Genomic DNA, 25,619 nt, shown 5'->3' on the forward strand with positions numbered 1-25,619 from the left:
GTCAACCCTTCGTGGAGCCGGCGGCGACGCCGTCGGCGATTTGGCGCTGGAGGAAGAGGTAGACCACCAGGACGGGGATCGCGGCGATCAGCACCCCTGAGGCGAAGGTGGGGATGTCGTCGGAGTACTGCCCCCGCAACGAGGTCACACCGACCATGAGCGTCCGGTGATCGGCCGAGGGCATCATCACCAGCGACATGAGGACGTCGTTCCAGCAGAACAGGGCGTTGAGGATGCCGACCGACAGCAGCGCCGGGGTGCCCAGGGGAAGCATGATCCGGCGGTACACGCCGTACACGCTGTTGCCGTCGATCCTGGCGGCGTCGACGATCTCCGGTGGGATGCCTCGGTAGTAACTCGTCATCAGGAAGACGGTGAACGGCAGGAACTGGGCCACGTAGACGAGAACCAGCCCGGGGTACGTGTCGATGAGCGCGGTGTCGGCCATGAGCCGGGCGAGCGGCACCATGATCACCTGAAACGGGACGAACAGTCCCGCGAGGCAGCCCAGGAACAGCGCCGACGAACCCCGGAAGCGCAGCTGGCTCAGGGCGAAGCCGGCCATCGACCCGAGCAGCAGCAGCAGGACCACCGACGACGTCACCACGAACAGGGAATTGGCGAAGTAGCGGCCCATGCCGACGCTGTTCCACGCCGTGCCGAGGTTCTCCCAACGCAGGGCATCGGTCAGGGAGAACCGGTCGAGGATGTAGTCACGCCGCGTCTTCATCGCGACGTTGACGGTGAACAGCAGGGGATAGATCGTCGCCAGCGCGAGCAGCGACATCGGGATGGCGACCACCCAACGGCCCGGACGAACGCGAGACATCAGTTGTCCCTTCCTGCTCGCTCGAGCAGTTTGATCTGCAGCATCCCCACCACGAGCATGATCACGAAGAGAATCGTCGACGCGGCCGACGCGAGGGCCGGGCGGTTCATCTGACCCTGTTGGATCCAGATGTAGTACTCCGGCAGGTACGTCGATCCCTCCGGGCCGCCGCTGGTCATAACGAAGAGCAGTCCGAACATCGAGGTCAGCATCCCGATCATCGTGGTCACGAAGACGAACTGGATGGTGCGCGCGAGGCTCGGGATGATCACGTGCCAGAGGACCTGGGGTAGTGACGCCCCGTCCACACGGGCCGCGTCCAGGAGCGAGGAGTCCAGGGTGGCGAACCCGGCGAGGAACACCACCAGGGCCATTCCGAAGGTGGCCCAGATGTGCACGCCGACCACCATGAACATGGCAAGGTCCGGGTCCCCGAGCCAGTCCACCGGAGCGACGCCGACCGACCCGAGGACGGCGTTGAGAGGACCGTCGTAGGCGAGCAGCAGGTTGAAGATCGCGCCCACGATGACCGGGGAGAGCACGGCCGGAAAGAAGTAGACGCTGCGGTAGAACCGGTGGCCGGGCACCCGGAGGTAGATGAACGTCGCGAGCAGCCCGGGGATCGCCACCGCCACCGGGAGCAGCAGCACCAGCAACCCGACGTTGCCCAGCGCGGTCCGGAACAGCGAATCCTCGAACAGCTCACGGTAGTTGTCGAAACCGACCGCCACCCCGTTCTGCTCGCCGTCGCCGGTGAAGGAGAAGTTGACTCCGAGAAGCAACGGGTAGAGCCGCAGCACCACGATGATCAGGGCGGCCGGGGCGACCAGGACGTAGGGGGCAAGGCGCTCGGCGCGAGAGCCACCACCGGCGCGCCGGGAACGGGCACCGCCCCGGTGAGCGGATGATCCCGCCGCCGCCCCGCCGCCCCGCCCGGCTTGCACCGGGCGGACCGACGGCTGTGCGTTTCCGATCGGCACGAGTTCAGCCCGCCTGGTCGGAAGCGGCCAGCTGCTTCACCACCTCGTCAACGGTGATCGAACCGCTGAGCAGTTGCTGGGAGAGCCGCCCCATCAGGTCGAGGGTCTTCGAGGACAACGCCACGTGCAGGGCGGGCTTGCCACTCTTGATCGCCGAGACGATCGTGGCGACAGCCGGGCCGCCCTGCGACACGTCGATCGTGGTGTCGGCGGCGATCGCGCCGGCGTCGGCGTAGAAAGCCTTCAGTGCGTCGGTCGAGGTCAGGGCGCGCACCAGGTCGGCGGCTACCTTCGGGTCCTTCGTCCATTTGGCGACCCCGTAGCCGATACCACCGTCGTAGGGAAGGCTCGGGGTGGTCCCGGCGGTGACGACCGGGGCGTTCATGACGCCGAGGTTCTCGGCCTTCAGGAACTCGTTGAAGTCCTTCCAGTGCCCCACGTCCGACATCAGCCCGATGACGTGGGCTGCCTTTCCGGACTGGAAGAGCGCGAAGGCGTCGTTGAACATGGCCGTCGAGTTGGCCCCGTCGTTGTTCATACCCGCGTCGCCGGCCTCCTTCCAGAGCTCGAAGACCCGCTTGACGTTGGGCGAGTTCCAGTCGCGCTTCCCGGCGACCCAGTCGTCGTACTCCTGGGCGGTGAGGGTGCCCGACGCCAGGGCCGAGAGCCAGAACTGGATGCCGGCGCCCTCCTTGTTTCCGAGGGCGAAGCACTTGGCGCCGGCCTTGGCGATGGCGGCGCAGTCGGCGACGAAATCGGTCCACGTCGTGGCCGGGCTCGCCGGGTCGAGGCCGGCCTTCTTGTAGAGCTCCTTGTTGTAGTAGATCGGGTGACCCTGCAGCGTCACCGGGCCGGCGTAGATCTTGCCGTCCTCAGTGAACGCGTCCCAGCCGGCCAGCCGCTGCTTGTCGTCGGACAGATACTCGTTCAGCGGCACCAGCGCGTCCGCCCGGTCGCGGATCTGGCCGCCGCCGTTGAACAGGATGACGTCAGGGCCCTTACCGGACTGGATCGCCGCGCCGAGCAGCGTGTAGTACTGGTCGAACGGCTGCGCGACGAACTCGACCTTGACATCCGGGTGCTTCTTCGCGAAGTCGGCCTTCGCCTTTTCGAGGTAGGACCCGGCGAAAGCCTCGCCGGACTTCCAGTCCCACACCACCAGCTTGCCGTCCGATCCGCCGGAGGACGAGCCTGAACCGGTGGCACTTCCACAGCCGGCCAACGCCAGTCCCGCAACGAGGACGGCCGACCACATTGCTCGCTGTTTCATCGTTGTCACCTCTGAAAGTCAGGTGCCGACGGACGTACCGTCATGCGTTCATGAGATCGGAACGTAACTCGTATGACGTGTGACGTCAATACTCGGGTCGTACACTGACCCACGGGCGTCGCGCCACTGCGAGCCACTCGGAGGGGAACATGACGCCATCGCAGGAGACAGGCTTGAACGCTGTGGCGGCGCCGGCCTGGGCGCGCCGACCGACCAACCTCGCCAGGGCGGTCACCGCCGAGCTGGTGGAGCGCATCGTCCGCGGGGTGCACCCGTCCGGAACCTCGCTGCCCCCGGAACCGGTCCTGTGCGAAACCTTCTCCGTGAGCCGGACCGTCGTCCGGGAAGCGGTGAAGATCCTTCAGGAGAAAGGGCTGGTGCAGGTCCGCCAGGGCGCCGGGACCCTGGTCACCCCACCATCGGACTGGGACATGCTCGATGAGCTCGTCCTCGGGGCAACCATCGCCGAGGACGACAGCCTCGCCGTCCTCGACGACCTCGTCGTCACCCGGCGGGTGCTGGAGTCCGACATGGCGAACGTCGCCGCCCGCCTCGCCGACCCGGAGACCCTCGACCGACTGCGCGCCCTGGTGGAGCGGATGGACGAGCTCGTCGACGACCACGTCACCTACCACGAGCACGACCGGGCCTTCCACGACACGGTCATGCAGGCGTCCGGCAACCGCATCGCGCGCGGTGTCGTACGGGCTCTGGAAAGTCAGGTCATCAACACCGCCCGCTACATGGGCCGGACCGAACGCTCCCTGTGCGTGGCGTCCAACCGCGGACACAGGCGCATCTACGAGCGCATCGCCGCCCACGACCCGGACGGGGCCGCCGAGGCGATGTTCACCCACATCACCGAGGCCTGGCTGGTCCGGCGCAGCGATTCGGGCGAGGCAGTCCGCCTGCAACGCTGACCGGGCACGACGGATGCGCGCCCAGGATCTTCGTCATGCCGGCCGGACGGGCGAGCAGCGCCCACTCCGGGGTACGGAAATGGGCGCCGCTCACCCGACGTCGGCGTCAGCGTCGCCGACCGGGGTCACGAGAACTGTGCGAAGAACCTCCAGATCTCACCCTTGGTCCAGGTCGTGATACCGCTCTCGGCGTAGGTTCCGTCCACTGGCCCGGGCATGTGGCCGTTGTCGAACGCAGCCCACTGAACCGGGTAGCCGGCCCTGCATCCCGAGTAGGTGGTCGTGATGTGCGTACGGCTTCCGGCCCCCGGTTCACGCGGACTCTGGGCGGCGCAACCGTTGTTCCGGACGAACGTGTCGCGCAGTGACCGCCCCTGGGAGATGTTGAGGACGTTGTCGGAGATGCCGTGCAGCCCGAAGTACGCGATCGGCTGCGTGCCGCCGCTGCACCCGCTGATCTGCGCCCCGGCGATGACCGCGACGGCCCGGAAGACGTCGGCCCGCGCGCAGGCAAGCGCGTAGCTCATGCCGCCACCCCAGCTGAAGCCGAGGGCGAACCGCTGCCTCGGGTTGACACAGAGGTCGCTCTCGATCAGCCTGATCATGTCGTCGACGAAGGTGACGTCCTCACCCCCGGCATTGCCCCAGCCGTTGCCGAGCCCCTGTGGCGCAACCAGGATCGCACTGTTGCTCGACTGCTCCTGCTGCCCGTAGTAGGACCAGGCGGCCCCACTGGTGCCGCCCGATGAGATCTCCTGCATGGTGCCGCCCCGCCAGTGGAACGCGAAAATCAGCCGGTAGGGATTGTTGTTGTTGTAGTTGGCGGGCACCCGCAGGATGAAGGAGCGACTCTTGCCGTTGCTCTGAATCGTGTGCGTGCCGCTGGACAGCGTCGGCGCCCCACCGCACCCGGTGCCACCCGACGGGGGGTTGCCGGTGTCCGCGCGGACGAGCTGCCACTGCTGGTTGGCACCGTTCCAGTCGGAGTACTGCACGATGTTCCCGCCGTCGGCCGTGGAGGCGCCCTGCACCTCCACGGCCTTGCCGCTGTGCCGGCTGATCAACCGGACGTGACCGCCGTCCGAGTCGGCCAACCGGAACTGCTGGTTCGTTCCGTTGAGGTCGGACCACTGCACGATCGCACCGCCGTCGGCCGTCGACCAGTTCTGCACGTCGAGGACCTTCCCCGAGTGCCGGGACTTCAGCCGGTAGTAGCCGCCACCCGAGTCCACGAACTGCCACTGTTGGTTCACGCCGTTGTTCCGCGTCCACTGGCTGATCCGCGCGCCGTCGTTGGTGGCTGAGCCGTACAGGTCCAACGCCTTGCCGCTGTTCCGGTTCACCAGGACGTACCAGGCGTTGGTGTCCACGGTCGCCGCCGTCGCGGGCGCCGCGTTCACCGCGACGAGCGTGCCGGCCGTCATGACCGCAGCCGCCACTGCAGCCAACCCTGTACGCCAGCGACGTCTCTGCGGAGAGGCGGGACGAGCCTCACCGATGACCTTCATGGTCCACTCCTTCGATCGGGGCCACCCACGAGCAGGACGCACGCGGGTGCCCTGGCATCTGTGCCGACGTCTGGTGGTGGCGTCAGCATGTTGGGGTGTTGTGCGGGCGAGCTGCGGCCACCGGCTCGCGGCCTCCGCCATTCCGTGGACCCACGCGTTCGAAGCAGGCCCGCGCAGATCGCAGCGGTGCATCATCGGCTCCCGGCAGCCGCATGACCCGCGACTGAGAAGTTAGCGCTCACAACGTCATACGTCAAATGACTGACGTCAATGCGAGTCGCTCGGCTCTGTCGGCGGCCGACGGTCGCGGCTCTGCCCTGATCTTCCGACGAGTGGCGGATCCCGGCCGGGCGAAGGCCGCATGAGGTGTCCCGCGCACGGACCAGAGCTCGTCCAGTCGCCACCGCCTACGGCTCGGGCTGAACGGGTCGGTATGGTCGCGGCGGCTTGATGGAACGAGCGGGGTCGCGGGTCCCGGCGCCAACGGTCCCACTATCACGGAGGTGTGAGATGCGACGATATGGAATGGTCATTCGGCTCCGACCGGAACACCGGGAAACGTACCTTCGGCTGCATGCCGCCGTGTGGCCCGCAGTGGAGAAGACGCTGCGGGAGGCGAACATCCGGAACTTCACCATCTTCCTCCACGACGACCTGCTGTTTGGCTACTACGAGTACGTAGGCGACGACCATGACGCCGACCAGGCCCAGATCGCCGCCGACCCGCAGACACAGGAGTGGTGGAAGCTGACCGCGCCGTGCCAGCAGTCGCTGGCGACGGAGGGAAGCGACGGCCAGTGGACTCCGATGTCGGAGGTCTGGCACCTGGCCGACAAGGTCTGACCGCCGCGATCGTCAGCCGCCGCCAGAAACGATCTCATCCAGGACCTGCGATGCAGGACAGCTATGCTCATTCGGAAGCTGACGCGTCCCCGTGTCGGGGCAAGAATCGATTCGAGGGCGGTGCGATGAACATCGGGGAGATCGCCCGTCGGGCGGGGGTGTCCCGCAGCACCGTGTCCTACGTGCTGAGCGGGAAGCGAACGGTGTCGGAGGCGACCCGCCAACGGATCCAGGCGGTCATCGACGAGCTGGGATACCGGCCGAACGCCAGCGCCCGCGCACTCAAGGAAGGGCGCACCCGGACCCTCGGGCTGGTGATCCCTCCTGCGAGCCAGCGGTTGACCGACATGCAGTTGGGCTTCGTCGCCAGCGTCGTCGAGGCGGCCGCTCGCCATGACCTGGATGTGCTGCTGTCGCCGTCCGGTGGCGACCACGACCGGTCATTCGAGCGGATTGTCACCGGACGCCGGGTGGACGGTGTGGTCCTGATGGAGATCCGTCTGGAGGACGACCGCGTGACCCGGCTGGCCAAGGCAGGCCTGCCGTTCGTCACGATCGGTCGGACCGCCGAGCCACACGGTATGAGCTGGGTGGACATCGACTACGCCGGGCTGATCGCCCGCTGTGTGCACCACCTGGCCGATCTGGGGCACCGGCACGTGGCCCTGGTGAACCGTTCCGCCGAGTTGATGGCCGCGGGTTACGGTCCGGCCCATCGAGCGCTGGCCGGTTTCCGGGCGGCGGCGGCGGAGCGCAACCTGACCAGCGTCGATGTCTGCTGCGGCGATGACACGGCCTCCGGTGAGGCGTGTGTGGAGCAGTTGCTCGCGACGCATCCGGGCGTCACGGCGGTGGCCACCATCAACGAGGCGGCACTGCCGGGAATGCAGCGTGCGCTGACCAGCGCCGGGCTCTCCGTGCCGGTTGACTTCTCCGTCACCGGGGTCGCCGCACAGCATTGGGCGGAGGATTTCCGCCCGCCGTTGACCGCTGCGGATGTTCCGATGCGTGACATGGGCGCCGAGGCGGTGTCACTGCTGCTGGAGATCATCGCCGCGCCCGGGGCCGTGCCACGCCACCGCCTGTACAGCCCGCCCATCTCGTTGCGCTCCAGCACCGGCCCGGTCCGGTCCCGCTGATCCGGCTTGACGGCTCGGACACCAACATCCGGTGACCGGGGCTCGACACTCCTCAGCGGGCCCTACCGGGCCCGCTGAGTCCGTCCGGCTACCCGCCCGTGACTCGCCGCTCCTCCTGGGCGGCGGCGAGGATGAGGTAGCTGCTGGCGGTCCAGGTGTACGCGCGGTCCCGGAGCCCGGCACCGGTTTCGGCATCGAAGTTCTCCGCGAAGCCCGACTTCTCACACAGCGCGAGGAAGCGTTGACTGATGTCGTCGGCGATCCCGGTGTACCCGGCCCGCCGCAGGCCGTCCTCGACCAGCAGGGTGGAGGGCGCCCAGATCGGACCGCGCCAGTAGCCGTCGGCGACGTAGTTGGCCGAGTCCGTCGGCTCGGTGGCAAGCCCGTGCGTGGTCAGGTGGGTTTCGACGCCGCGGGCCAGTGCGGCGGCGATCGGGGCGGGCAGGTCGGCGCCGAGTGCGACGGGCATCAGGTCGAGCAGGCTGCGGCTTGCCCGCCGCTGCCCGGTGCGCGGGTTGCGGGCGGTGAAGCGCTCGCCGTCCCACAGGTCCCGCAGCATGGCCGTGCGGATCCCGTCGGCCTCCCGGGTCCACCGGTCGGCGGGTTCGCCCAGCTCGGTGGCGAGGTCGGCCAGGCAGCGCAGCTGCGAGACCAGAAAAGCGGCGAGGTCGGCGGTCTCGAGGACCCGGTCGTCGTCGAAGGTGGTGGCGTTGTCCCAGCCGCTGTCGTTGCCGTGCTGGTAGTGGGGCAGGTCGTGGCCGGGGGCTCGGCGGGCCTCGAGCCAGAACCCGGTCCAGCGGGCCAGCCGGCCGTACGTCTCGGCCAGCGCCGCCCGGTCCGGCGGCTCGGGAAGGCGTCGGCGCAGGTGCCGCAGGGCCCAGCCGTGGATGGGCGGCTTGACGTAGTTGTGCAGGACCTCCGAGTGGGTGATCGAGTCGGGCAGGGCTCCGGCCTCGTCCTGGTGGTCGAAGGGTAATTGGAACTGGTGCCAGGCCAGCTCTGGATCGCCGGCCGCCAGTGCGATCGCGTTGAAGCAGTGGTCCCAGCTCCACACCTTGTCCATCCAGTGCTTGGACATCAGGACGGCTGGTCGGGTGACGAAGCCCGCCGGGGCGACGGTGGCTGACCACAGTACGTACGCGGCCAGTTCGGCGGCGGGGGTGTCCGCACTGCGCCAAGACGCGACCCCGTCGACGAATGCGGTGAACTCGGTGCTCCGGTCGTGGCAAAGCTGGTCGAAGGTGGAGGACGCGGTGTACGGGCGGCGGGCGGTGGCGTACTCCTCGATCGCGATTTCCCAGTGCTGGTCGCCGGGTAGGTCCAGGAACCGGTCGGCGGCACCGAGCGCCTGCACCCCTTCGGCCCGGTGGAGGGCGCCGGAGAGCACCGTGATCCGGTAACGGCGCCCGGTCTCGTACGAGGTGAACACGTGTGACTCGTCGACCGGGTCGAGGTAGAGGTAGGTGCCGCTGAACGGGGTGAGGGTGCGCGCCGCTGCGGCTATCCGCAGGCCGAGCCGCCGGCCCCGGATTCGCAGGGTGTCCGGTCCGTCGTAGACGGCGTCGATCCGGCCGGGGCCGTTTCGCCAGGACAACAGCGCGGGGGTGGCGACGACCGTGGTGCCGGCGCCCGCGGGGGCGAGGCGCAGCACCGGGTGCAGCCCGGTCTGGTGCGAGATCAGGTGCAGGTCGTCGGCGTACGTGTTCTCGGCTACCACCGGGGAGATGTTGAGCCAGGATCCTCGGTAGCTGAACGGGATGTCCTGGATGGGGAACTCCGGACCGGACGGGGCGACGGTCATGGGTGGCGGGTGCCTTTCTGTGGCGCGGGTGGTCAGTCCTTGACGGCGCCGGCGGTCACGCCCATCGAGACGTACCGCTGGGCGACGATCAGCAGCACGGCGGCCGGGATGGAGGCGACGACGGCGGTGGCCATGATGGCGTTCCACTGCTGGTTGTTGTTGCCGATGTAGTGGTAGATGCCGAGGGTGATTGGTTGGTGGTCGCCGCCGCCGGCCAGGGTCGAGGCGAAGATGAAGTCCGACCAGGACCAGAGGAACGCGAACAGCGACACCGTGACGATCGAGTTGCGGCTGACCGGCAGCACGACCGACCAGAAGGTGCGCAGCCGGCCAGCCCCGTCGACCACGGCGGCCTGGATCAGCTCGTCGGGAACGCCGGACATGAAGGCCGTGAAGATCAATACGCCGAACGGCACCGCGAGTGTCGAATCGGCCAGGATCAGGCCCGGCAGCGTGTTGAGGACGCCGAGATTGAGGTAGATGGCATAGAAGCCCATCGCCATGATGATTCCCGGAATCATCTGCGCGATCAGCAGCACGAAGCTCAGCGCCGAGCCGCCGGGCGGCCGGAGCTTCGCCAACGCGTATCCGGCGGGGGCGGCCAGCGCCACGGTCAGCGCCACCGTGCCGAGGCCGACCAGGAAGCTGGTGCCGAGGTACGGCAGTTGCTGGTCGAGCACCGCCCGGTAGCCGTCCCACGTGCCGTTGGTCGGCAACAGGTGCGGCGGACTGGCCCGCATGTCCTGGTCCCGGGTGAACGACACATTGATCATCCAGTAGACGGGGAAGAGCATCAGCCCGGTCAGCACCAGGCCGATGACGGTCTTCCACCAGGTCCGGAGTGAGGAGGTGGTCATCAGGGGTGCTGTCTCCGCTCGATCCGGATGTACCCGAGCCCAGCGATCAGGGCCATCACGATGAGCAGGTTGCCGATGGCCGCGCCCGGACCGAACTCGGGCAGCAGGTTGCCGAAGCCGAGTCGGTACGACCAGGTGGCGAGCGTGGCGGAGGAGCCGGTCGGACCACCCCTGGTCATGATCCAAATGATGTCGAAGACCTTCAGCGTGTAGATCAATCCCAGCAGCAGCGTGACCATGGAGACGGAACGCAGCAACGGGAGAGTGATCCACCAGAACCGTTGCCGGCTCGACGCGCCGTCGAGCGCGGACGCCTCGTACATCTCGGCCGGGATCGCCTGCAGGCCGCTGTACAGCACCACCAGGTTGAACGGGATGCCGATCCAGATGTTCGCGATGATCACCGAGGTGAGCGACCAGCCCGGCGAGGTGAGCCAGTTGACCGGTTCGATCCCGACGACGCCGAGCGCCGCATTGACCAGCCCTGAGTCGCTGTTGAGCAGCCACGACCAGGTCGACGCCGAGACGATCAGTGGCAGCAGCCACGGTATGAGGATCAACGCCCGCAGCGTGCGCGACAGCGGGAAGTGCTGGTGGAAGAAGAGCGCCAGGGCCATACCAATGCTGAACTGGAAAGCGAGCGACGCGGCGGTGAAGACCATGGTGTGCAGCAGCGTCGACCCGAAGGCCGGGTCGGTCAGGACCGTGCGGTAGTTGTCCAGGCCGGCGAAGGGCGCACCGCCCTGCACGAACGAACGAACGCTGTACTCGCGCAGGCTCAACTCGACGTTGCGGTAGAGCGGGTAGGCGTAGAAGGCCGCCAGGTAGATGGTCACCGGTGCCAGGAAGCCCCAGGCCAGCCATCGACTGGGCCGGCGGGTGCGGGACGCGGGAGGCTCGGGTGGGGCGGCGGTCGCCGCCGCACCCTGGGCGCGCCCGGCAGCGGAGGTCTGTGTCGTGGGGGTCATGATGTCGGTGCGGTGCGCTTACCTGGTCGTGGCCGCGGCCTGCGCGGCGGTCAGCGCCTCGCGCGGCGACTTTCCGCCACTGAGGGCCGCCTGCACCGCGGTCCACAGGGGTTCGGAAATCTTCGGGTACTTCGTGCCGAGGTTGTCGCCGGTGCGACCCTTGGCTGACCTGACCGCCTCTACCCACACCTTGAGCTTGGGATCCGCGGCCACCTGCCGCTCCTGCACGGCGCCGACGGGTGCCACGTAGGACAGCGTGGAGTCGGTGGTGAGGAGGTTGTCGGCGCTGGTCAGACAGGCGACGAGTTTTTGTGACGTCGCGTACCGGCCGGTGTTCCTCTGCACCGGGATGGAGACGAACTCACCGCCGGTGGGCGCCGGCGCCGGGCCGCCCGCGCTGGCCGGGATCGGGACGATGCCGTACGTGAAGCCGAGTTTCTCCGCGTTGGCCAGCTGCCAGGTGCCGTTCTCGGCGAACGCGTACTCGCCGGTGGCGAACTCCTGCCAGCTCGTGGTCTGGGTGTTGTTGATGACGGAGTTCGGAGCGTGACCCTGCTTGAGCCAGTCAGTCCAGAGCGTCAGCGCGGACACTGCCTGCGCGGAGTCCAGGCTGGTCAGTTGGGCTCCGGATCCCCAGAACCAGGGCAGGAACTGGAAGCTGCCCTCCTCGGTGCCGATCGCGGAGAAGGTGATGCCCTTCTTCCCTGCGGCCTTGACCCTGGTCAGTGCCGTGGTCAGTGATGTCCAGTCCTTGATCGTCGCAGGGTCGACGCCCGCGGCGGTCAGCACATCCTTGTTGTAGTAAAGAGCGAGGGTGTTTGCGCCGATCGGCACCCCGTACGTCTTGCCGTCGCGCTGGCCGGCGCTGAGCAGGTTCGCTTCCATACCCGAGACGTCCAGTTTTGTTTCGTCGGTGGTGGTGAGCGCGCCGGCCTCAGCCAGTGTCGAGATCACCGGGTTGTCGACGATCAGCACGTCCGGCGAGTTTCCCTGCTGGGCGGCGAGCAGTGCCTTGTTGGTCAGGTCGGTGGTGTCGTAGCCGGTCCGCTCGACCGTCACTCCGGCTGAGGTGCCGCACTTCTTGAGCAACGTCACCCATTCGGAGTCGTCGGCGAACTGTGGGTACGGGTCCCAGACGAGGTAGGCGCCGCCGTCGGTGGGACCCTCGGCGGACGACGAGCAGGCACTCCCCGCGGCCGCGAAGAGCGCTATCACGGCGACGGCGGCCAGGCGCCGTCGGCGGCTGAGTCTTGTCATCTGCTGCCTCGCTTCAAGTCGATCGTCAGGTGGGGTGTGCGTTGACCGTCGCGGGCCGGACTCGGTCCGACCATTAGGCGAACCGATTCGACGAATCGGTTCGCACGAAGATAGGTCCGTCCGAGCTCGACGGTCAAGGGGTGACCGGGCACGACGCGGGCCTCTCTGGGAAACATCGGCTTCACCGCGCCGTCATTTCATTGACATGGTTCAGTCTCCGGTCCTACGATCCGTGCGAATCGATTCGCAAGCGCCGCCCTCCGGAGAGCGTCCCCACGCCCCACAAGGAGCCGCCCGTGAAAACCCCGTCCCACGGCAGGTCAGGACGAGCCCGAGCGATCGTCGCCCGCCTCGGCGTCGGCCTGCTCGCCGTCGCCGCCACCACCATCGCCGCCACAACCGTCGTCGTGTCCCCGGCCCAGGCCGCCGACGAGTCGATCAGCGTCAACTTCTCCTCGACGAGCGGTACGCCGACCTATCGCGCGTCCGGCTGGATCTACGGCATGACCGAGAACGCCAGCGGTCCTGCGGACCACTTCTACCGGGACGTCAAGTTCCAGTACATGCGCGCCGGCGGCGCACAGCTCCCAGGGAGTGGCTGGGTCGGCGGAACCTACGACCGTCGCTGGAACTCCACCCTCGCGCAGGCACGTCGGACCACCGCCCTCGGCGGGCAGTTCATCATCCTGCCGCACGACCTGTGGGGTGCGGACGGCGCCGGGATCTCCCGCTTCCCCGGTGACAACGGCAACTGGACCGACTACGACAACTTCCTGACCCGCCTCATCAACGACGTCCGGGCGTCCGGGCTGTCGGTGCAGTGGGACATCTGGAACGAGCCCAACATCACCATCTTCTGGAACCGCCCGATCTCCCAGTACCTCGAGCTGTGGCGCCGGACCCACCAGCGCATCCGGGCGGAGTTCCCCAACCAGCTCATCGTCGGGCCGAGCTGTGCCTGCGTACCGTCGACCACGCACACCTTCTGGAACCAGTACCTGGACTTCGTCCGCCAGACCAACACGGTGCCGGACATCATCAGCTGGCACTCGCTGCCGGGCGACCCGGTCGCTAACGTCGCCGCCGCCAACGCCACCCTCGACCCGCGCGGCATCGCCCACCCGCGTCCGTACCAGATCAACGAGTACGGCGCGCCGGACGAGCAGAACCCCGCCGACGGCGCCTGGTACATCGCGCGTCTGGAGCGGGCCCGCGCGGACGGCCTCCGGGCGAACTGGGCCGGCGGCGGCAACCTGCACAACGACCTCGGCAATCTGTTGGTCCGCAACTCGGCCGGCCAGCACCAGCCCAAGGGCGAGTGGTGGGCCTACCGCTACTACGCCTCGCAGACCGGGCAGATCGCCTCGGTGACCGCCAGCCCGTCATACGACGCTTTCGTCACGAAGGCGAGCGGCGCGGCGAAGGTCCTGGTCGGTGGTGGTCGTACCACCGGGAACCTGACCGTCAACCTGCAACGTCTGGACACGACCAGCGGCATCGTGCAGAACAACCAGGTGCGTGTCCTCACGCAGCGCATCCCGCACAACGGCGGCGGTGCGGTGCAGGGTCCGGTCACCGTCTCGAACAGCGTGGTCACCGTGTCCAACAACAACGCCACCGTGACTCTGCCGTACGCGAACCAGACCGACACGTACACCGTCACCCTGCTGCCCCCCTCGGACGGCAGCTTCCAGTCGGTGGCGGTGGCCCAGCACTCCCAGCAGTGCCTTGACAACACCGGCCTGAGCGACGCCGACGGCAATGTTCAACAGCAGTACTACTGCGACGGTGGCGACCAGCAGTTGTGGAACTTCCGCCCGGTCGCCGGTGTGGCCAACACGTACACGGTCGTCAACCAGCAGAGCGGCAAGTGCCTGGATGTCAGCGGCGTCTCCACCACCGACGGCGCCGCCGTGCACCAGTGGGCCTGCCACAATGGCCCCAACCAGCAGTTCAGCCTCCGCAAGGTGACCTATGGGGGCAACGACTCGCACGATTACCAGCTGGTCGCGCAACACAGCGGCAAGTGTGTCGATGTGAGCGGAGTCTCGTCGGCGGCACGGGCGCCGATCCACCAGTGGACCTGCAACGCGGTCGGCCAGGGCAGCCCGTTGAACCAGACCTGGCGGATCTGGGGGCGATAGCCCTCGCGAGGAGAGTCAGGCGCCGGTCATCCGGCCGGCGGGCGGCGCCTGACTCTCCGCCGGGCGGCCATGGCACCCCACCGCGCCGGCCCGCCCGGTCAACCTCCGCTGAACGAGGACACGAACCAGTCCCTCGAAGCAGATCGGCGTTTCTTCGCCGTGCCTTGCGCCGCTGTCGAACCGCCTGGTGGGCGCCGCCTCCTCGTCGGCCCACGTACCGATCGATCCCCTATCCGTCGGTAAGCCCCGGCGCTGCTACGACCCCAAGGAGTCACTCGTGCAAACCCCGTCCCGTAGCGGATCAGGACCAGCTCCCAACCTCATGCCGAGACGCCCTCGCCTCCGCCGCCTGGCCGTCCTGGCCGGCGCACTGGTTGGCGTCCTCATCGTCAGTGGCGCCGCCCCCGGTGCCCCGTTGCCGGCCGCCGAAGCCGCCGCCACGGCGCCGGCGCCGATGGCCACCATCGAGCCGGGACAGAGCACCCGGGTCGTGGGCGCACCGTCCGGTCGCTGCCTCGAGGTCCCCAACTCGAGCACCGTCAACGGCACCCAGGCGCAGCTGTGGGACTGCCATGGCGGTGCCAACCAGACCTGGACCTGGACGTCGAGCAAACAGCTCATGGTGTACGGCAACAAGTGCCTGGACGCGTACGGCCTGGGCACCGCCAACGGCACACCGGCGGTGATCTGGGACTGCAACGGCCAGACCAACCAGCAGTGGAACGTCAACGCCAACGGCACCATCACCGGGGTCCACTCCGGGCTGTGCCTCGACGCCAGCGGCTACGGCACCGCGAACGGCACCAAAATCCACCTCTGGACCTGCCACGGCGGCGTCAACCAGCAATGGACCTCACCAACCGCTCCCCCACCGACCGGCACGCGTCCGTGTGACATCTACGCCTCCGGCGGCACCCCATGCGTAGCGGCGCACAGCACGACGCGGGCGCTCTATGCCGCGTACACCGGCTACCTGTACCAGGTCCGGCGCTCGTCGGACAACACGACCCGGAATATCGGCCTGTCGAGCGCGGGCGGCACGGCCGACGCGGCGACGCAGGACTCGTTCTGCGCCGGCACGACCTGCGTGGTGACGGTCGTCTTCGACCAGTCCGGGCGGGGTAACGACCTCTGGTACCAGGGATCGAGCGTGGTTCCGGGCTCGCCACAGAGCAAGCCGGCGGTTGCTACCTCGGAGTCTCTGACGGTGGGCGGCGCCAAGGCGTACTCGCTGTACATCAACCCCGGCAACAGCTACTGGCGGGACGGGCACCTGACCGGAGTGCCGACGGGTGCCGCCCCCGAGGGCATGTACATGGTGACCAGCGGCACGCACGTGAACAACGGCTGCTGCTTCGACTACGGCAACAGCGAGACGACGAGGAAGGCCGATGCCGCCGGAGCGATGGATGCCATCAACTTCGGTACGCAGTGTTGGTTCGGCGGCTGCTCCGGCACCGGCCCCTGGGTGCAGGCGGATCTCGAATGGGGTCTCTTCCCCGGTGGTAGCCAGAGTTGGAACCCGAACCAGCGCGCCTTCAACAGCAAGTTCGTCACCGCGACCCTGAAGAACAACGGCACTACGCGCTTCGCGATCAAGGGCAGCAATGCCCAGTCCGGCAGCCTTTACACGCTCTGGGACGGCGCGCTACCACCGGGATACAGCCCGATGAAGAAGCAGGGTGCCATCGTCCTGGGCAGCGGTGGGGACTGCTGCAAGCCCGACGGCGGCGCGAACCTGAGCGCCGGCACCTTCTACGAAGGGGCCATGGTCGCCGGTTATCCGTCCGACGCGGCCGAGAACGCGGTGCAGGCCAACGTGATATCCGCCGGCTACCGCTGACTCTGACTATCAATGTCCTGCAATGGAACAAGACCAGCGATGGTCCACCCGTGGCTGATCACGCATCAACCTAAGGACGGTCGCGCACGACCTCGCTCGGACAGCAGGATGATCTGCGAATCACGACGTGAGGCGGGGCGGGCTCGGCTTTCACCGAGCCCGCCCCTCAAGCTCCACCCGATCCTGATCGCGGGCCGTGACAACGCACCCGATCCGGCATATCCCGCTGTCCGCGAACGACAGGAACGGCCGAGCCGGGGCCTGCGTCGCCCCTAGCGTTGCAGCGTCAGCAAACCCGGTCGGTAAGGCAGGAGGCCGTAGTCGCCGCCGGAGTTGGGGGATCGTCCCTGGTAGAGCAACCGCAGGTTGCAGGGATCAACGGTCATGGTCTGATCAGCGTTGCTCCGGATCAGCTCGCCGTGGCTGATGTCGTTGGTCCAGGTGGCGCCGCTGTTGGCCTTGCCGGCGAAGGGATTGCTCTCGGTTGCGGCCTGCGGCGTCCACGAACCGCCCAGACTGGTGGCCGTGAACGAACGGAAGTAGCGACCCTGCGCGCCGATCGCCTCGACGAGCATGAGGTATCGGTTCTCACCCTGGAGCTTGTAGACCTGAACCGCTTCGAACAGGTTGTTCGTCGAGTCGCTCATGATCACCGTCGACGTCGAGCCGAAATTGCCCGGGAAATTCCCGATGGGCATACTGGCCCGATAGATCCTGCCGTTGTCCCCGGCGAAGAACAGGTACATGTTCGTGCTGTCACCGATCAGCGCCTGATCGATGGGTCCCGTACCGGAGTCGGAGATGCTTCCGGTGAAGAGCGGCTGCTGCGACGACCATCCATTCACATTGGTGGGGTCGCTCGACGTCCGGTAGGAGAAGGCGGTCGCACCCCACTGGTAGGCGAGCACCCAGATGTTCCTCGGGGCGAAGTAGAACAGCGTGGGCGCGACAGCCGCGAACGGCATCTGGTTCTGGCTGGCCGAGGCCATCTCGGACCAGTTCGTGAAGAGGCCGAAGTTCATCGACCCCCACGTCGTCCCCGTGTCGTGCGTCGTCGCATAGACGAGTTGCCTGCCGTTGTACGGGGCGTGGGTGAAGTCCTTGAGCGAAACCCACCCGGACCTCGGGTTCGCCAGCGAGCCCGTCGATGTCCAACGGTACGTCGACGGAAGACCGCATGTGCCGCCCGGCGGTGTCGTCGGCGGCGTGGTGGGGGTGACTCCGCCGTCGACGCGGACGAGTTGCCACTGCTGGTTGTTGCCACCCCAGTCGTCGTACTGCACGACGTTGCCACCGTCAGCGGTGGAGGCGCCCTGCACCTCCACCGCCTTGTTACTGTTCCGATTGATCAACCGGACGTAGCCGCCAGCCGAGTCCGCCAGCCGGAACTGCTGGTTGGCCCCGTTGCCATCGGTCCACTGCACGATGCTGGCACCGTTGGCGGTCGACCAGTTGTAGACGTCCAGCACCTTGCCTGACAGCCGCGACTTCAACCGGTAGTAGCCGCCGCCGGAGTCGACAAACTGCCACTGCTGCTGGTTGCCGTTGTTCCGGGACCACTGGGTGATCCGGGCCCCGTCGTTGGTGGCCAGGTTGTACACGTCCAACGCCTTGCCACTGTTGCGGTTCACCAACACGTACCACGCGCTTGTGTCGACCGTCGCCGCAGCAGCGGGCGTCGACACCACTGCGGCGGCGGCGGCACCGACCACCACGGCCGTCACGCCAGCCGCGACGACCCGCGGCAACCACCCGCGCCGCCGCAACGGCGGCGCGATCGACAGAGACCTATCAAAGGCAGACATGATCCTCCTCCAATGACCAAGAGCCGAACGGTCCACCCGAAGATGGGCGCACCGCGACGCATGGGCCAGGCGTACGCGCCAAGCTGTTAGCGCTAACAAAACCTGCGCGTGCCCAGCGCGCGCTCATCCCAAAGGTCCGACGAAGCAGGCTTGCCCGGTAAGCCACAGGCGCCGCCGTCCTCAAGCATCGACTGTGAGCGATAACACGCCGTTCGTCAAGTCGTAATATTCCGGGTCGAGCGACCGGTAGCGCACCGCAGCCCCCGACGCGACCGCTCTTCAACCGACTCCCCGCGCGCATCACTCCACCCACCGACGCAGACCGGGACGGACTCCCAGGGCGGGCGAGATGTTGGCGCTAACATCACCGTTTCTGGATGAAGTGGTCACCCGGAACCAGGCGGATCGCGGTACGCGCCGCCGGACACACAACCAATGCCATGGCAGGCTCGCCACGTTCGACGCGGCGATCCGAGGGCAAGGAGCCCTGTGGTCAGGCGCGCGGTGCCCCGTCCGCAGAAGCGTCGCGGCGCTGCGCCGCACGGGGCGGCGTCGCGGGGATGGTGTCATCAGTGCCAGTCATCGCCGCCACAGCCGCAGCCTTGGGCTTGCGACGGTGGAGCGTGAAGGTCATGACCAGTACGACCAGAGCGCCGACGATCAGCCCGAGGATCGCGCTGGCCACCGTGTTGACGAGCCAGCCGACGAGCCCACCAAAAGCACCCGTGGCGTGGTGAGCGGCTTCCTCCACGTGGTGCACGGCCCCGTACAGAAAGTGCAGGCCCAGCTCGTCCGCGCCGACCAGCAGGATGTGTCCGCCCACCCACAGCATGGCGGCGGTGCCGACCACCGTCAGCACGGTGAGAACCATCGGCATCGCCCGCACCAGCCCGCGGCCGAAGCTGGCGGTGGCGCCGGAAAGTTGCGCCAGGCGCAGCCCGGCGTCGTCCATCCTCACGATCAGGGCCACAACGCCGTACACCGCAACGGTTATGACGAGGGCGACGAGAGCGAGGATCGCCAGGCGGGACCAGAACGCCTCTTCGATCACCTCGTTGAGGGCGATGACCATGATCTCCGCCGAGAGGACCAGGTCGGTCCGGACAGCCCCGGACACCAGCGTGGTCTCGTCCTGCACCTTCTCCTCGCCCGCGCCGTGGGCATCGTGATGGGCGATCTTGGCCCACACCTTTTCCGCGCCTTCGTAACACAGGTAGGCGCCGCCGAGCATCAGGATCGGAGTGAGCAGCCAGGGCACGAACTGGCTGAGCAGCAGCACCGCCGGCAGGATGATGAAGAACTTGTTGCGTAGCGACCCCAGGGCGATGCGCTTGATGATCGGCAACTCGCGCTCGGACGCCAGGCTCCGTACGTACTGCGGCGTGACGGCGGCGTCGTCGACGACGACGCCCGCCGCCTTGGCGCCGGCCTTCGCGGCGGCCGCCCCGATGTCATCGATCGACGCGGCAGCGGCACGAGCCAGCACCGCCACGTCGTCCAGCAGGGCTACGAGTCCACCGGCCAAGGGATGGTCCTTCCAGGGTTGAGCGAAGTCCGGGCTGGCCCATTCTCGCTCAGGTTCCTGCCCGAGTGCATGTTACCGGCCCGTCATATGTCTGACCGGCATCCGGGCGGGGTAGAGGCTGCCCGCCGGATCATGGACCGGCCCGTGATCGCGTCGTCCGACAACGCCTGGGTGGAGTTTGGCCCGTCCCTCGAGCCCGGGGAACGGGTCGAGGCGCTCTACGGTCCTTCGAAGGTCAGATACGGCAGTGTCATGGTGTGGATCACCACCGGGGTCGCGCTGGCGAAGTCCGTGCCACCGTGCCACCGGACGCCGCTCGGGCAGAGACACTCCCACTTGACCTGCTGACCACCGAGGATCATGGGCCGTACGTGGTGGTTGGCGTCGTCGTCCTCCCCGAAGGCAACCGCCTCCCCGGTAGCCACGTTACGCATCACCAGGCGGAGCGGGCCCGGCGGCTCATCCGGGATGTGCACGCCGACATATGTTCCGCTGGAGAGACTGAAGAGATAGGGCTCAGTCGCCCCAATCGTCGCCGGCACCAGGTCGGCCAGCAACCGGTTGCCCACCTGTCCGCTCCACTGGTACGGGTGCTGGTCTGACTTGAACAGCAACGGCCACTCGTACGGGCCGAGCCAGTCGATCCGGAATGAGCCGTCGTCGGCGATCGGCGAGTAGCGCAGGTCGCGGCGATTGTCCGGGAGTGAACACCAGCCCGAGCCGGCGCGGCAGGAATCTCTTCATGCTTGCTCCCCTACGGTCGTTGGAGCGGGGTCCGGGAACCGCTCGAGCTCGGGGTCCCTCGCGCTAGCACGCTAGCCGACCAGCACGACCGTGCACAGTGGATGAGCGGCCAGGTGATCATCGGCCGGTCCGGGTGGTCGGTGCTGGTCCGGATGGTCCCCGCAGGGCATGACGCGCGTCCGCGCCGGACCGCGCCAACGCCCACAGCCACGTCTGCGTGGTCCCGCCAGGACCAGCCCGTACACCCGCCGCAGGGCGATCATGTCGATCATCGTCAGGTGCGTACCCAAGGTTTCGCATGGGCGTTGGGCTCTCGGCCCTCCGTGCGGGGTGCACAGGACCCTTCGGTGGCGATATCCGCGACGAGGCATCGCGATTGGCCATGCCTCATCCGGCTGCGGCGTCGCGAAGCCGCAGCGCGCGGACCGGTGCGCCGCTACCGGTTGCGGCGCCTGCTCCGCGGTTATGAGGTTGGTATGCGGTGGCGTTGGTAGTGGCGGGCGGCTTTGGCGCGACCGCCGCAGCCATCCATGGAGCACCAGCGTCGGGTGCCGTTGCGCGAGGTGTCGTAGAAGTGCAGGACACAGGCGGGGTTGCCGCAGGGTCGGATCCGGTTGGGTTGTTGCCGGAGCAGGTCCAGGTAGTTGTTGACCGCCTGCCAGGCGGGGAGCCAACTGTCGTCGATGTCATGGTGCTCGTGCACGGTTGTCTGGCGCAGCGTGTAGCGGAGGGCGCCGCGGGCGAGGATCGCGTTGATCTCCTGTTCGGCGTCCTCCCCGGGCTGCTCGAGGATGCGGCGCAGCGCCGAACGCGCTTGGCGCAACGGGATCTCCACCGTTCCGGGGTCGCCCGCGAGTCGTTGCTCGGCGAGCCACTCCCGTAGTCCGTCGGGCTCGTCGAACAGGTCGACCATGCGGCCACGCTCAACCCACTGAGTGTTGACCAGGTCCAGAGCGAGGGGCTCGCCCACCAGCGGTCGCCGCGTCATGCAACCGATCTTACCACCTATCGCCATTTGACAGGTTAGCCGAGGCGTCGTACCTTATTACCGGTCAAAGTCTCTAAGGAGGTTAGAAAAGCTGGGACCTGTGCACCTCTCCGGGTCACATGTGCCGTTTTTTCCCGGTCGCCCCGGCTGGTCGTCGCGGGGTGGTCCGCCAACAAGCACGTCCGCAACCTGCCCGAGGCCAAGCTGCACCTACTCGACGCGGGCAATTTCGCCTGGAAACCCAGGGCGAGGAGGTCGCGCTCATCCGCGACTTCATCGGCCGCACGCTTCCCTGGCTCACCCGTCCATCCGCGACGGGCAGCCCGCCCCCCGCCCTCACCCACGCCGGAGGATCCGCCCCATGCCATACCGCTACCTGCAAGAACTGACCACTCCGTCAGTGGCGGCCGCGCAAGAGCGCTACGGCAGCCAAGCGGCTGTCCAACGTTTGCTCGTCGGCTGGGACACGAACCCGCTGCTCAACGCCGCCGAGGCCGCCTTCGTCGCTGAACGTGACAGCTTCTACCTCGCCACCGTCAGCGAGAACGGCTGGCCCTATCTGCAGCATCGCGGCGGCCCCACTGGCTTCCTACGGGTTCTTGAGCCCGTCGACGGGCACAGCGTCCTCGGCTGGGCCGACCTGCGCGGCAACCGGCAGTACCTGTCGGTCGGTAACCTCGGCAACTCACCGCGGGTATCACTGCTGCTCATGGACTACGCCCATCAACGTCGCCTCAAAATCATCGGTACCGCCCGTGTCACCGACGTCCATGACGGCACGCCAGGGGACCTGCTGGAAAGGCTGCGTGTGCCTGGGCAGCGCGGCAAGGTCGAGCGGCTGATCACCATCGACATCCACAGCTACGACTGGAACTGCCCCCAACACATCACGCCTCGCTACAGCGCAGCCGAACTAGCCGACGCACTCACGCCCGTACACGAAGAACTCGCGCGCCTCCGTGCGGACAACCGCGTCCTTCGCGAGCAACTGCAACTCCGGCCCGCACCACCTGGCGACGGCACCGGCAACAAGGACGGCCATGAACATTGACAACCATGAAACCCGTACCGCTGCGCCACTGATTGCCCGGTTCACCTGAGACACCGCCCGGTCAAGGTGCAGGCCACCGAAGAAGCCTGGATCACTCGCGACCCGCGCCGCGTCGCCGCCGCCTACACACCCGGCAGCACCTGGCGCAGCCGTTCGACCTTGCTCACCGGCCGCGACGAAATCGATGCGTTCCTGGCCGACAAGTGGGAACACGATCTCGATCACGCTTTCCGCAAACAGCTCCCGGGCGTTCCGCAAGAACCGGAAACTAAGGAAAAAGACATGAACAACCTGACTGTACGCTCCATTGGCGGGCCGACAGCAGTCCTCGACTATGCGGGCTCGCGCATCGTGCTGGACCCGACCTTCGACCAACCGGGGACGTACCAGAACGGGCCGGTCACCGCGACCAAGCTGACCGGCCCGAGTGTCCCGCCCGGGGACCTCGACCAGGTCGATGTGGTGCTCGTGTCGCACGAGCACCACATCGACAACCTCGACACCTCCGGACGGGAGTACGCACGCAGGGCCCGACGGGTGTTCACCACCACGGCGGGGGCACAGAATCTCGGTCCCCATTCCACCGGCCTCCGGCCGTTCGAGCACGCCGAGGTCGGCGACATACGAATCACGGCGGTCCCGGCGCTGCACGGGACACCGGAGATCGGTGTGGTCAACGGCCCGGTCGTCGGATTCGTGCTGGAGGCCGACGACTGGCCGACGGTCTACATCAGCGGTGACAACGCCTCATTGGACATCGTGGCGGTTGTCGCGGAGCACTTTCCGGCGACAGAAATCGCGATCCTCAACCTCGGCGCAGCCCGGATCCCCGTACGCGGCAACGGGTTGCTCACCCTGAACGCCGAAATGGCGGCACGAGCGGCGGCCCTGCTCGGTGCCCGGGCAGTGGTGCCGATGCACCAGGACGGCTGGGGGCACTACACCCAGGACGCCGACGACGTCGTACGTGCGTTCGAGGAGGCGGGCTTGACGAATGTGCTCGTCGACGTGCGGCCCGGCGATTCCGCGTCCCTCTGAGGAAGAATCTGTCGGGTCCACACCCCCGGACATCGGCGATCGAAATGACGGCCCGGACGAGCTCAAAGAGCCCCAGCGGACGCTCGTCGACACCCTCACCGCCGCCTGCCCACAGATGACCGCCCGGACCGGCTTCATACGCGACTTCGCCGTCCTCCTCACCCCCGCCCACGGCAACACCGAACTCCTCGCCACCTGGATCGCCGACGTCAAGGCCACGGACCTGCCCCACCTGCGCACCTTCACCCGCGGACTCGGCCTCGACCGCGACGCCGTCAACGCCGCCCTGACCAGAGCCAGACCGACCGGTGGGGTCAGGCGCTCCGCCTGACCCCCGCAAGGTCGTCAGTGTGAGTGACGGGGTACGGCGCTGCCGCTGCCACCGACGAGGAAGTCCAGATCCGCGCCCTTGTCGGCTTGCAGGACGTGTTCGCTGTACAGCCGTACCCATCCCCGGTCGGCCACCGGCGATGGTGGCTGCCAGGCGGCGCGGCGTTGGGCGAGTTCCGCGTCGTCGACCAGGAGTTCCAGGCACCGCGCCGGGACGTCGACGCGGACCAGGTCCCCGGTGCGCACCAGCGCGAGCGGGCCGCCCACGGACGCCTCCGGGGCCACGTGCAGGATGCAGGTGCCGTACCCGGTGCCGCTCATGCGGGCGTCGGAGATCCGCACCATGTCCGTGATGCCGTCGGCGAGCAGCCGTCGTGGCATGGGCACGTTGCCCACTTCCGGAAAACCGGGGTAGCCGCGCGGCCCGGCGTTCCGGACCACGATCACCGTGTCGGAGGTGACGTCGAGGTCCGGATCGTCGGCGGCGACGACGTAGTCCTCGATCCGGTCGAAGACGAGCGCCGGTCCGGTGTGCTTGAGGAGATGCGCGGAGGCGGCGGAGACCTTCAGCACAGCCCCGGACGGCGCGAGCGACCCGCGCAGCACCACGGTGCCCGAGCCGGCGGGCTGGAATGGCTCCGCCAGGGTGCCGATGACGTCCCGGTTCCAGCACTGGGCACCGCTGATGTTGTCGGCCACGCTCTTCCCGCTGACGGTGACGTGGTCGAGGTGCAGCAGCGGGGCGATCTCCGCCATCACGGCCGGAACGCCGCCCGCGTAGGCGAAGTCCTCCATGAGGTACGCGCCGGACGGCATGAGGTTGGCAAGCATGGGCACGTCGGCGGTGAGTGTGTCGAAGTCCTCCAGTGACAGGGGAACACCGAGGCGTCCGGCAATCGCGAGCAGGTGTACGACGGCATTGGTCGAACCGCCGATCGCGGCGTTGACCCGGATGGCGTTTTCGAACGCGTGCCTGGTGAGGACCGTGGACAGCCGCTGATCCTGTTCGACCATGGCTGTGATCCGACGTCCCGCGGCATGTGCGAGCGCGTACCTCCGGGAGTCGACCGCCGGCACGGCGGCGGCCCCCGGGAGTTGCACGCCCAGCGCCTCGGTGACACAGGCCATCGTGGAGGCGGTCCCCATGGTCATGCAGTGACCCCGGCTGCGGGACATGCCGACCTCCGCCTCCGCGCAGTCGGCGGCGCTCATCCGGCCCGCCCGCATCTCCTCGGTGAAGCGCCAGACGACGGTGCCCGAACCGATGTCCTGGCCGCGGAACTTGCCGTTGAGCATCGGGCCGCCGGTCATCATCAGAGTTGGTAGGTCGACGCTCGCCGCCCCCATCAGTAGGCCGGGAGTGGTCTTGTCGCAGCCGGAGAGCAAGACCACCCCGTCGAGCGGGTTGGCTCGGACCGACTCCTCCAATTCCATCGCCAGCAGGTTGCGGTAGAGCATGGTCGTGGGTCGCATGAGGGGCTCGCCCAGGCTCATCGCGGAGAACTCCAGTGGCAGGCCCCCGCTCTCCCACACGCCCCGCTTCACCGATTCGGCCAGGTCTCTCAGGTGGGCGTTGCAGGGGGTCAGCTCCGACCAGGTGGTGGCAATGCCGATCACCGGGCGACCGTCGAAGACGTCGTCCGCGAACCCCTGGTTACGCATCCAGGACCGATGGATGAATCCGTTGCGGCCCTCCGCACCGAACCACTGCCCGCTGCGCAGCGGTCGATTCGTCGTCGACATCAGCACACCTCTCTGTCATCCGTCCGGCCGCACGGG

Annotated in this window: 20 protein-coding genes and 1 pseudogene; 8 read left to right on the forward strand and 13 right to left on the reverse strand. The window is 67.7% G+C overall.

Features of this window, described 5'->3' with window-relative positions; translation table 11 throughout:
• Position 1: 1 nt before the first annotated feature.
• The 3 genes from BDK92_RS03700 to BDK92_RS03710 are packed head-to-tail and all read right to left on the reverse strand — an operon-like array spanning position 2 to position 3,079.
• Complete coding sequence (locus BDK92_RS03700) at positions 2-829, reverse strand: carbohydrate ABC transporter permease (protein WP_121154603.1); 828 nt, start codon at positions 827-829, stop codon at positions 2-4.
• The gene (locus tag BDK92_RS03705; RefSeq protein WP_211349051.1) at positions 829-1,809 is read right to left on the reverse strand and encodes a carbohydrate ABC transporter permease; all 981 of its coding nucleotides are present in this window, start codon (positions 1,807-1,809) and stop codon (positions 829-831) included. Before BDK92_RS03705 ends, BDK92_RS03700 begins: the two co-directional genes overlap by 1 nt.
• Before the next feature lie 4 nt (positions 1,810-1,813).
• Positions 1,814-3,079 carry an ABC transporter substrate-binding protein gene (locus tag BDK92_RS03710; RefSeq protein WP_121154605.1) on the reverse strand — a complete coding sequence of 422 codons (1,266 nt, stop codon included), beginning with the start codon at positions 3,077-3,079 and terminating at the stop codon, positions 1,814-1,816.
• A gap of 182 nt (positions 3,080-3,261) precedes the next feature.
• On the opposite strand from BDK92_RS03710, the gene BDK92_RS03715 reads away from it, so the two are divergent.
• The gene (locus BDK92_RS03715; RefSeq protein WP_246017476.1) at positions 3,262-3,999 is read left to right on the forward strand and encodes a FadR/GntR family transcriptional regulator; all 738 of its coding nucleotides are present in this window, start codon (positions 3,262-3,264) and stop codon (positions 3,997-3,999) included.
• Between the two features lie 125 nt (positions 4,000-4,124).
• On the opposite strand, the gene BDK92_RS03720 is transcribed toward BDK92_RS03715, so the two are convergent.
• Positions 4,125-5,507 carry an RICIN domain-containing protein gene (locus BDK92_RS03720; protein ID WP_121154609.1) on the reverse strand — a complete coding sequence of 461 codons (1,383 nt, stop codon included), beginning with the start codon at positions 5,505-5,507 and terminating at the stop codon, positions 4,125-4,127.
• A 510-nt stretch (positions 5,508-6,017) separates the two neighbouring features.
• Between BDK92_RS03720 and BDK92_RS03725 the strand changes: the two genes are divergently transcribed.
• Both BDK92_RS03725 and BDK92_RS03730 read left to right on the forward strand, forming a co-directional pair.
• Positions 6,018-6,350, forward strand: a complete 333-nt coding sequence (locus tag BDK92_RS03725; protein WP_121154611.1) for an L-rhamnose mutarotase — start codon at positions 6,018-6,020, stop codon at positions 6,348-6,350.
• A gap of 125 nt (positions 6,351-6,475) precedes the next feature.
• The gene (locus tag BDK92_RS03730) at positions 6,476-7,489 is read left to right on the forward strand and encodes a LacI family DNA-binding transcriptional regulator (RefSeq protein WP_121154613.1); all 1,014 of its coding nucleotides are present in this window, start codon (positions 6,476-6,478) and stop codon (positions 7,487-7,489) included.
• Positions 7,490-7,577: 88 nt separating this feature from the next.
• On the opposite strand, the gene BDK92_RS03735 is transcribed toward BDK92_RS03730, so the two are convergent.
• From BDK92_RS03735 to BDK92_RS03750, 4 genes are read right to left on the reverse strand one after another with little or no spacing between them, the layout of a single operon-like run.
• The gene (locus BDK92_RS03735; protein WP_121154615.1) at positions 7,578-9,290 is read right to left on the reverse strand and encodes an amylo-alpha-1,6-glucosidase; all 1,713 of its coding nucleotides are present in this window, start codon (positions 9,288-9,290) and stop codon (positions 7,578-7,580) included.
• A gap of 32 nt (positions 9,291-9,322) precedes the next feature.
• Positions 9,323-10,147 (reverse strand): carbohydrate ABC transporter permease, encoded by an 825-nt coding sequence (locus BDK92_RS03740; RefSeq protein ID WP_121154617.1) that lies wholly within the window; start codon positions 10,145-10,147, stop codon positions 9,323-9,325.
• A complete protein-coding gene (locus tag BDK92_RS03745; protein ID WP_121154619.1) occupies positions 10,147-11,115 on the reverse strand; it encodes a carbohydrate ABC transporter permease in 969 nt (322 codons plus the stop codon). Before BDK92_RS03745 ends, BDK92_RS03740 begins: the two co-directional genes overlap by 1 nt.
• A gap of 18 nt (positions 11,116-11,133) precedes the next feature.
• Positions 11,134-12,372, reverse strand: a complete 1,239-nt coding sequence (locus BDK92_RS03750; RefSeq protein ID WP_121154621.1) for a sugar ABC transporter substrate-binding protein — start codon at positions 12,370-12,372, stop codon at positions 11,134-11,136.
• Positions 12,373-12,668: 296 nt separating this feature from the next.
• Between BDK92_RS03750 and BDK92_RS03755 the strand changes: the two genes are divergently transcribed.
• Both BDK92_RS03755 and BDK92_RS03760 read left to right on the forward strand, forming a co-directional pair.
• Positions 12,669-14,516: an RICIN domain-containing protein gene (locus tag BDK92_RS03755; RefSeq protein WP_121154623.1), complete on the forward strand. Its 1,848-nt coding sequence runs from the start codon at positions 12,669-12,671 to the stop codon at positions 14,514-14,516.
• A 322-nt stretch (positions 14,517-14,838) separates the two neighbouring features.
• On the forward strand, positions 14,839-16,359 hold the full coding sequence (locus BDK92_RS03760; protein ID WP_170208471.1) for an arabinofuranosidase catalytic domain-containing protein: 1,521 nt from the start codon (positions 14,839-14,841) through the stop codon (positions 16,357-16,359).
• A gap of 272 nt (positions 16,360-16,631) precedes the next feature.
• Here the strand turns inward: BDK92_RS03760 and BDK92_RS03765 are convergent, their stop codons facing one another.
• From BDK92_RS03765 to BDK92_RS03780, 4 genes are all read right to left on the reverse strand, one after another.
• Entirely contained in the window at positions 16,632-18,164 is a 1,533-nt protein-coding gene (locus tag BDK92_RS03765; protein WP_121154625.1) for a non-reducing end alpha-L-arabinofuranosidase family hydrolase, read from the reverse strand.
• Positions 18,165-18,657: 493 nt separating this feature from the next.
• Positions 18,658-19,689: a DUF808 domain-containing protein gene (locus tag BDK92_RS03770; protein WP_121154627.1), complete on the reverse strand. Its 1,032-nt coding sequence runs from the start codon at positions 19,687-19,689 to the stop codon at positions 18,658-18,660.
• 218 nt (positions 19,690-19,907) lie between these two features.
• Positions 19,908-20,303 (reverse strand): hypothetical protein, encoded by a 396-nt coding sequence (locus BDK92_RS03775; protein ID WP_121154629.1) that lies wholly within the window; start codon positions 20,301-20,303, stop codon positions 19,908-19,910.
• A gap of 593 nt (positions 20,304-20,896) precedes the next feature.
• Positions 20,897-21,421 (reverse strand): CGNR zinc finger domain-containing protein, encoded by a 525-nt coding sequence (locus BDK92_RS03780; RefSeq protein ID WP_121154630.1) that lies wholly within the window; start codon positions 21,419-21,421, stop codon positions 20,897-20,899.
• A gap of 361 nt (positions 21,422-21,782) precedes the next feature.
• Here BDK92_RS03780 and BDK92_RS03785 point away from each other — a divergent pair, with 361 nt between their 5' ends.
• The 3 genes and pseudogenes from BDK92_RS03785 to BDK92_RS03795 all read left to right on the forward strand — a co-directional run.
• Positions 21,783-22,472 (forward strand): pyridoxamine 5'-phosphate oxidase family protein, encoded by a 690-nt coding sequence (locus BDK92_RS03785; protein ID WP_121154632.1) that lies wholly within the window; start codon positions 21,783-21,785, stop codon positions 22,470-22,472.
• Between the two features lie 66 nt (positions 22,473-22,538).
• The gene (locus tag BDK92_RS03790) at positions 22,539-23,510 is read left to right on the forward strand and encodes a DUF1348 family protein (protein ID WP_121154634.1); all 972 of its coding nucleotides are present in this window, start codon (positions 22,539-22,541) and stop codon (positions 23,508-23,510) included.
• 52 nt (positions 23,511-23,562) lie between these two features.
• Positions 23,563-23,823, forward strand: a pseudogene (locus BDK92_RS03795) (ISL3 family transposase); the annotation flags it as partial.
• Between the two features lie 32 nt (positions 23,824-23,855).
• Here the strand turns inward: BDK92_RS03795 and BDK92_RS03800 are convergent.
• On the reverse strand, positions 23,856-25,583 hold the full coding sequence (locus BDK92_RS03800; protein ID WP_121154636.1) for an IlvD/Edd family dehydratase: 1,728 nt from the start codon (positions 25,581-25,583) through the stop codon (positions 23,856-23,858).
• Positions 25,584-25,619 lie beyond the last annotated feature (36 nt).

Origin of the sequence: Micromonospora pisi (assembly GCF_003633685.1) — a bacterium.
GTDB classification, from domain to species: Bacteria; Actinomycetota; Actinomycetes; order Mycobacteriales; family Micromonosporaceae; genus Micromonospora_G; species Micromonospora_G pisi.

Excerpts from the sequence above, each read along its gene's own strand:
- BDK92_RS03720 (WP_121154609.1), bottom strand. The coding sequence starts at position 5,507 with ATGAAGGTCATCGGTGAGGCTCGTCCCGCCTCTCCGCAGAGACGTCGC.
- BDK92_RS03750 (WP_121154621.1), bottom strand. The coding sequence starts at position 12,372 with ATGACAAGACTCAGCCGCCGACGGCGCCTGGCCGCCGTCGCCGTGATA.
- BDK92_RS03735 (WP_121154615.1), bottom strand. The coding sequence starts at position 9,290 with ATGACCGTCGCCCCGTCCGGTCCGGAGTTCCCCATCCAGGACATCCCG.
- BDK92_RS03700 (WP_121154603.1), bottom strand. The coding sequence starts at position 829 with ATGTCTCGCGTTCGTCCGGGCCGTTGGGTGGTCGCCATCCCGATGTCG.
- BDK92_RS03785 (WP_121154632.1), top strand. The coding sequence starts at position 21,783 with ATGCCATACCGCTACCTGCAAGAACTGACCACTCCGTCAGTGGCGGCC.
- BDK92_RS03730 (WP_121154613.1), top strand. The coding sequence starts at position 6,476 with ATGAACATCGGGGAGATCGCCCGTCGGGCGGGGGTGTCCCGCAGCACC.
- BDK92_RS03760 (WP_170208471.1), top strand. The coding sequence starts at position 14,839 with ATGCCGAGACGCCCTCGCCTCCGCCGCCTGGCCGTCCTGGCCGGCGCA.
- BDK92_RS03765 (WP_121154625.1), bottom strand. The coding sequence starts at position 18,164 with ATGTCTGCCTTTGATAGGTCTCTGTCGATCGCGCCGCCGTTGCGGCGG.
- BDK92_RS03725 (WP_121154611.1), top strand. The coding sequence starts at position 6,018 with ATGCGACGATATGGAATGGTCATTCGGCTCCGACCGGAACACCGGGAA.
- BDK92_RS03710 (WP_121154605.1), bottom strand. The coding sequence starts at position 3,079 with ATGAAACAGCGAGCAATGTGGTCGGCCGTCCTCGTTGCGGGACTGGCG.
- BDK92_RS03780 (WP_121154630.1), bottom strand. The coding sequence starts at position 21,421 with ATGACGCGGCGACCGCTGGTGGGCGAGCCCCTCGCTCTGGACCTGGTC.
- BDK92_RS03740 (WP_121154617.1), bottom strand. The coding sequence starts at position 10,147 with ATGACCACCTCCTCACTCCGGACCTGGTGGAAGACCGTCATCGGCCTG.
- BDK92_RS03745 (WP_121154619.1), bottom strand. The coding sequence starts at position 11,115 with ATGACCCCCACGACACAGACCTCCGCTGCCGGGCGCGCCCAGGGTGCG.
- BDK92_RS03800 (WP_121154636.1), bottom strand. The coding sequence starts at position 25,583 with ATGTCGACGACGAATCGACCGCTGCGCAGCGGGCAGTGGTTCGGTGCG.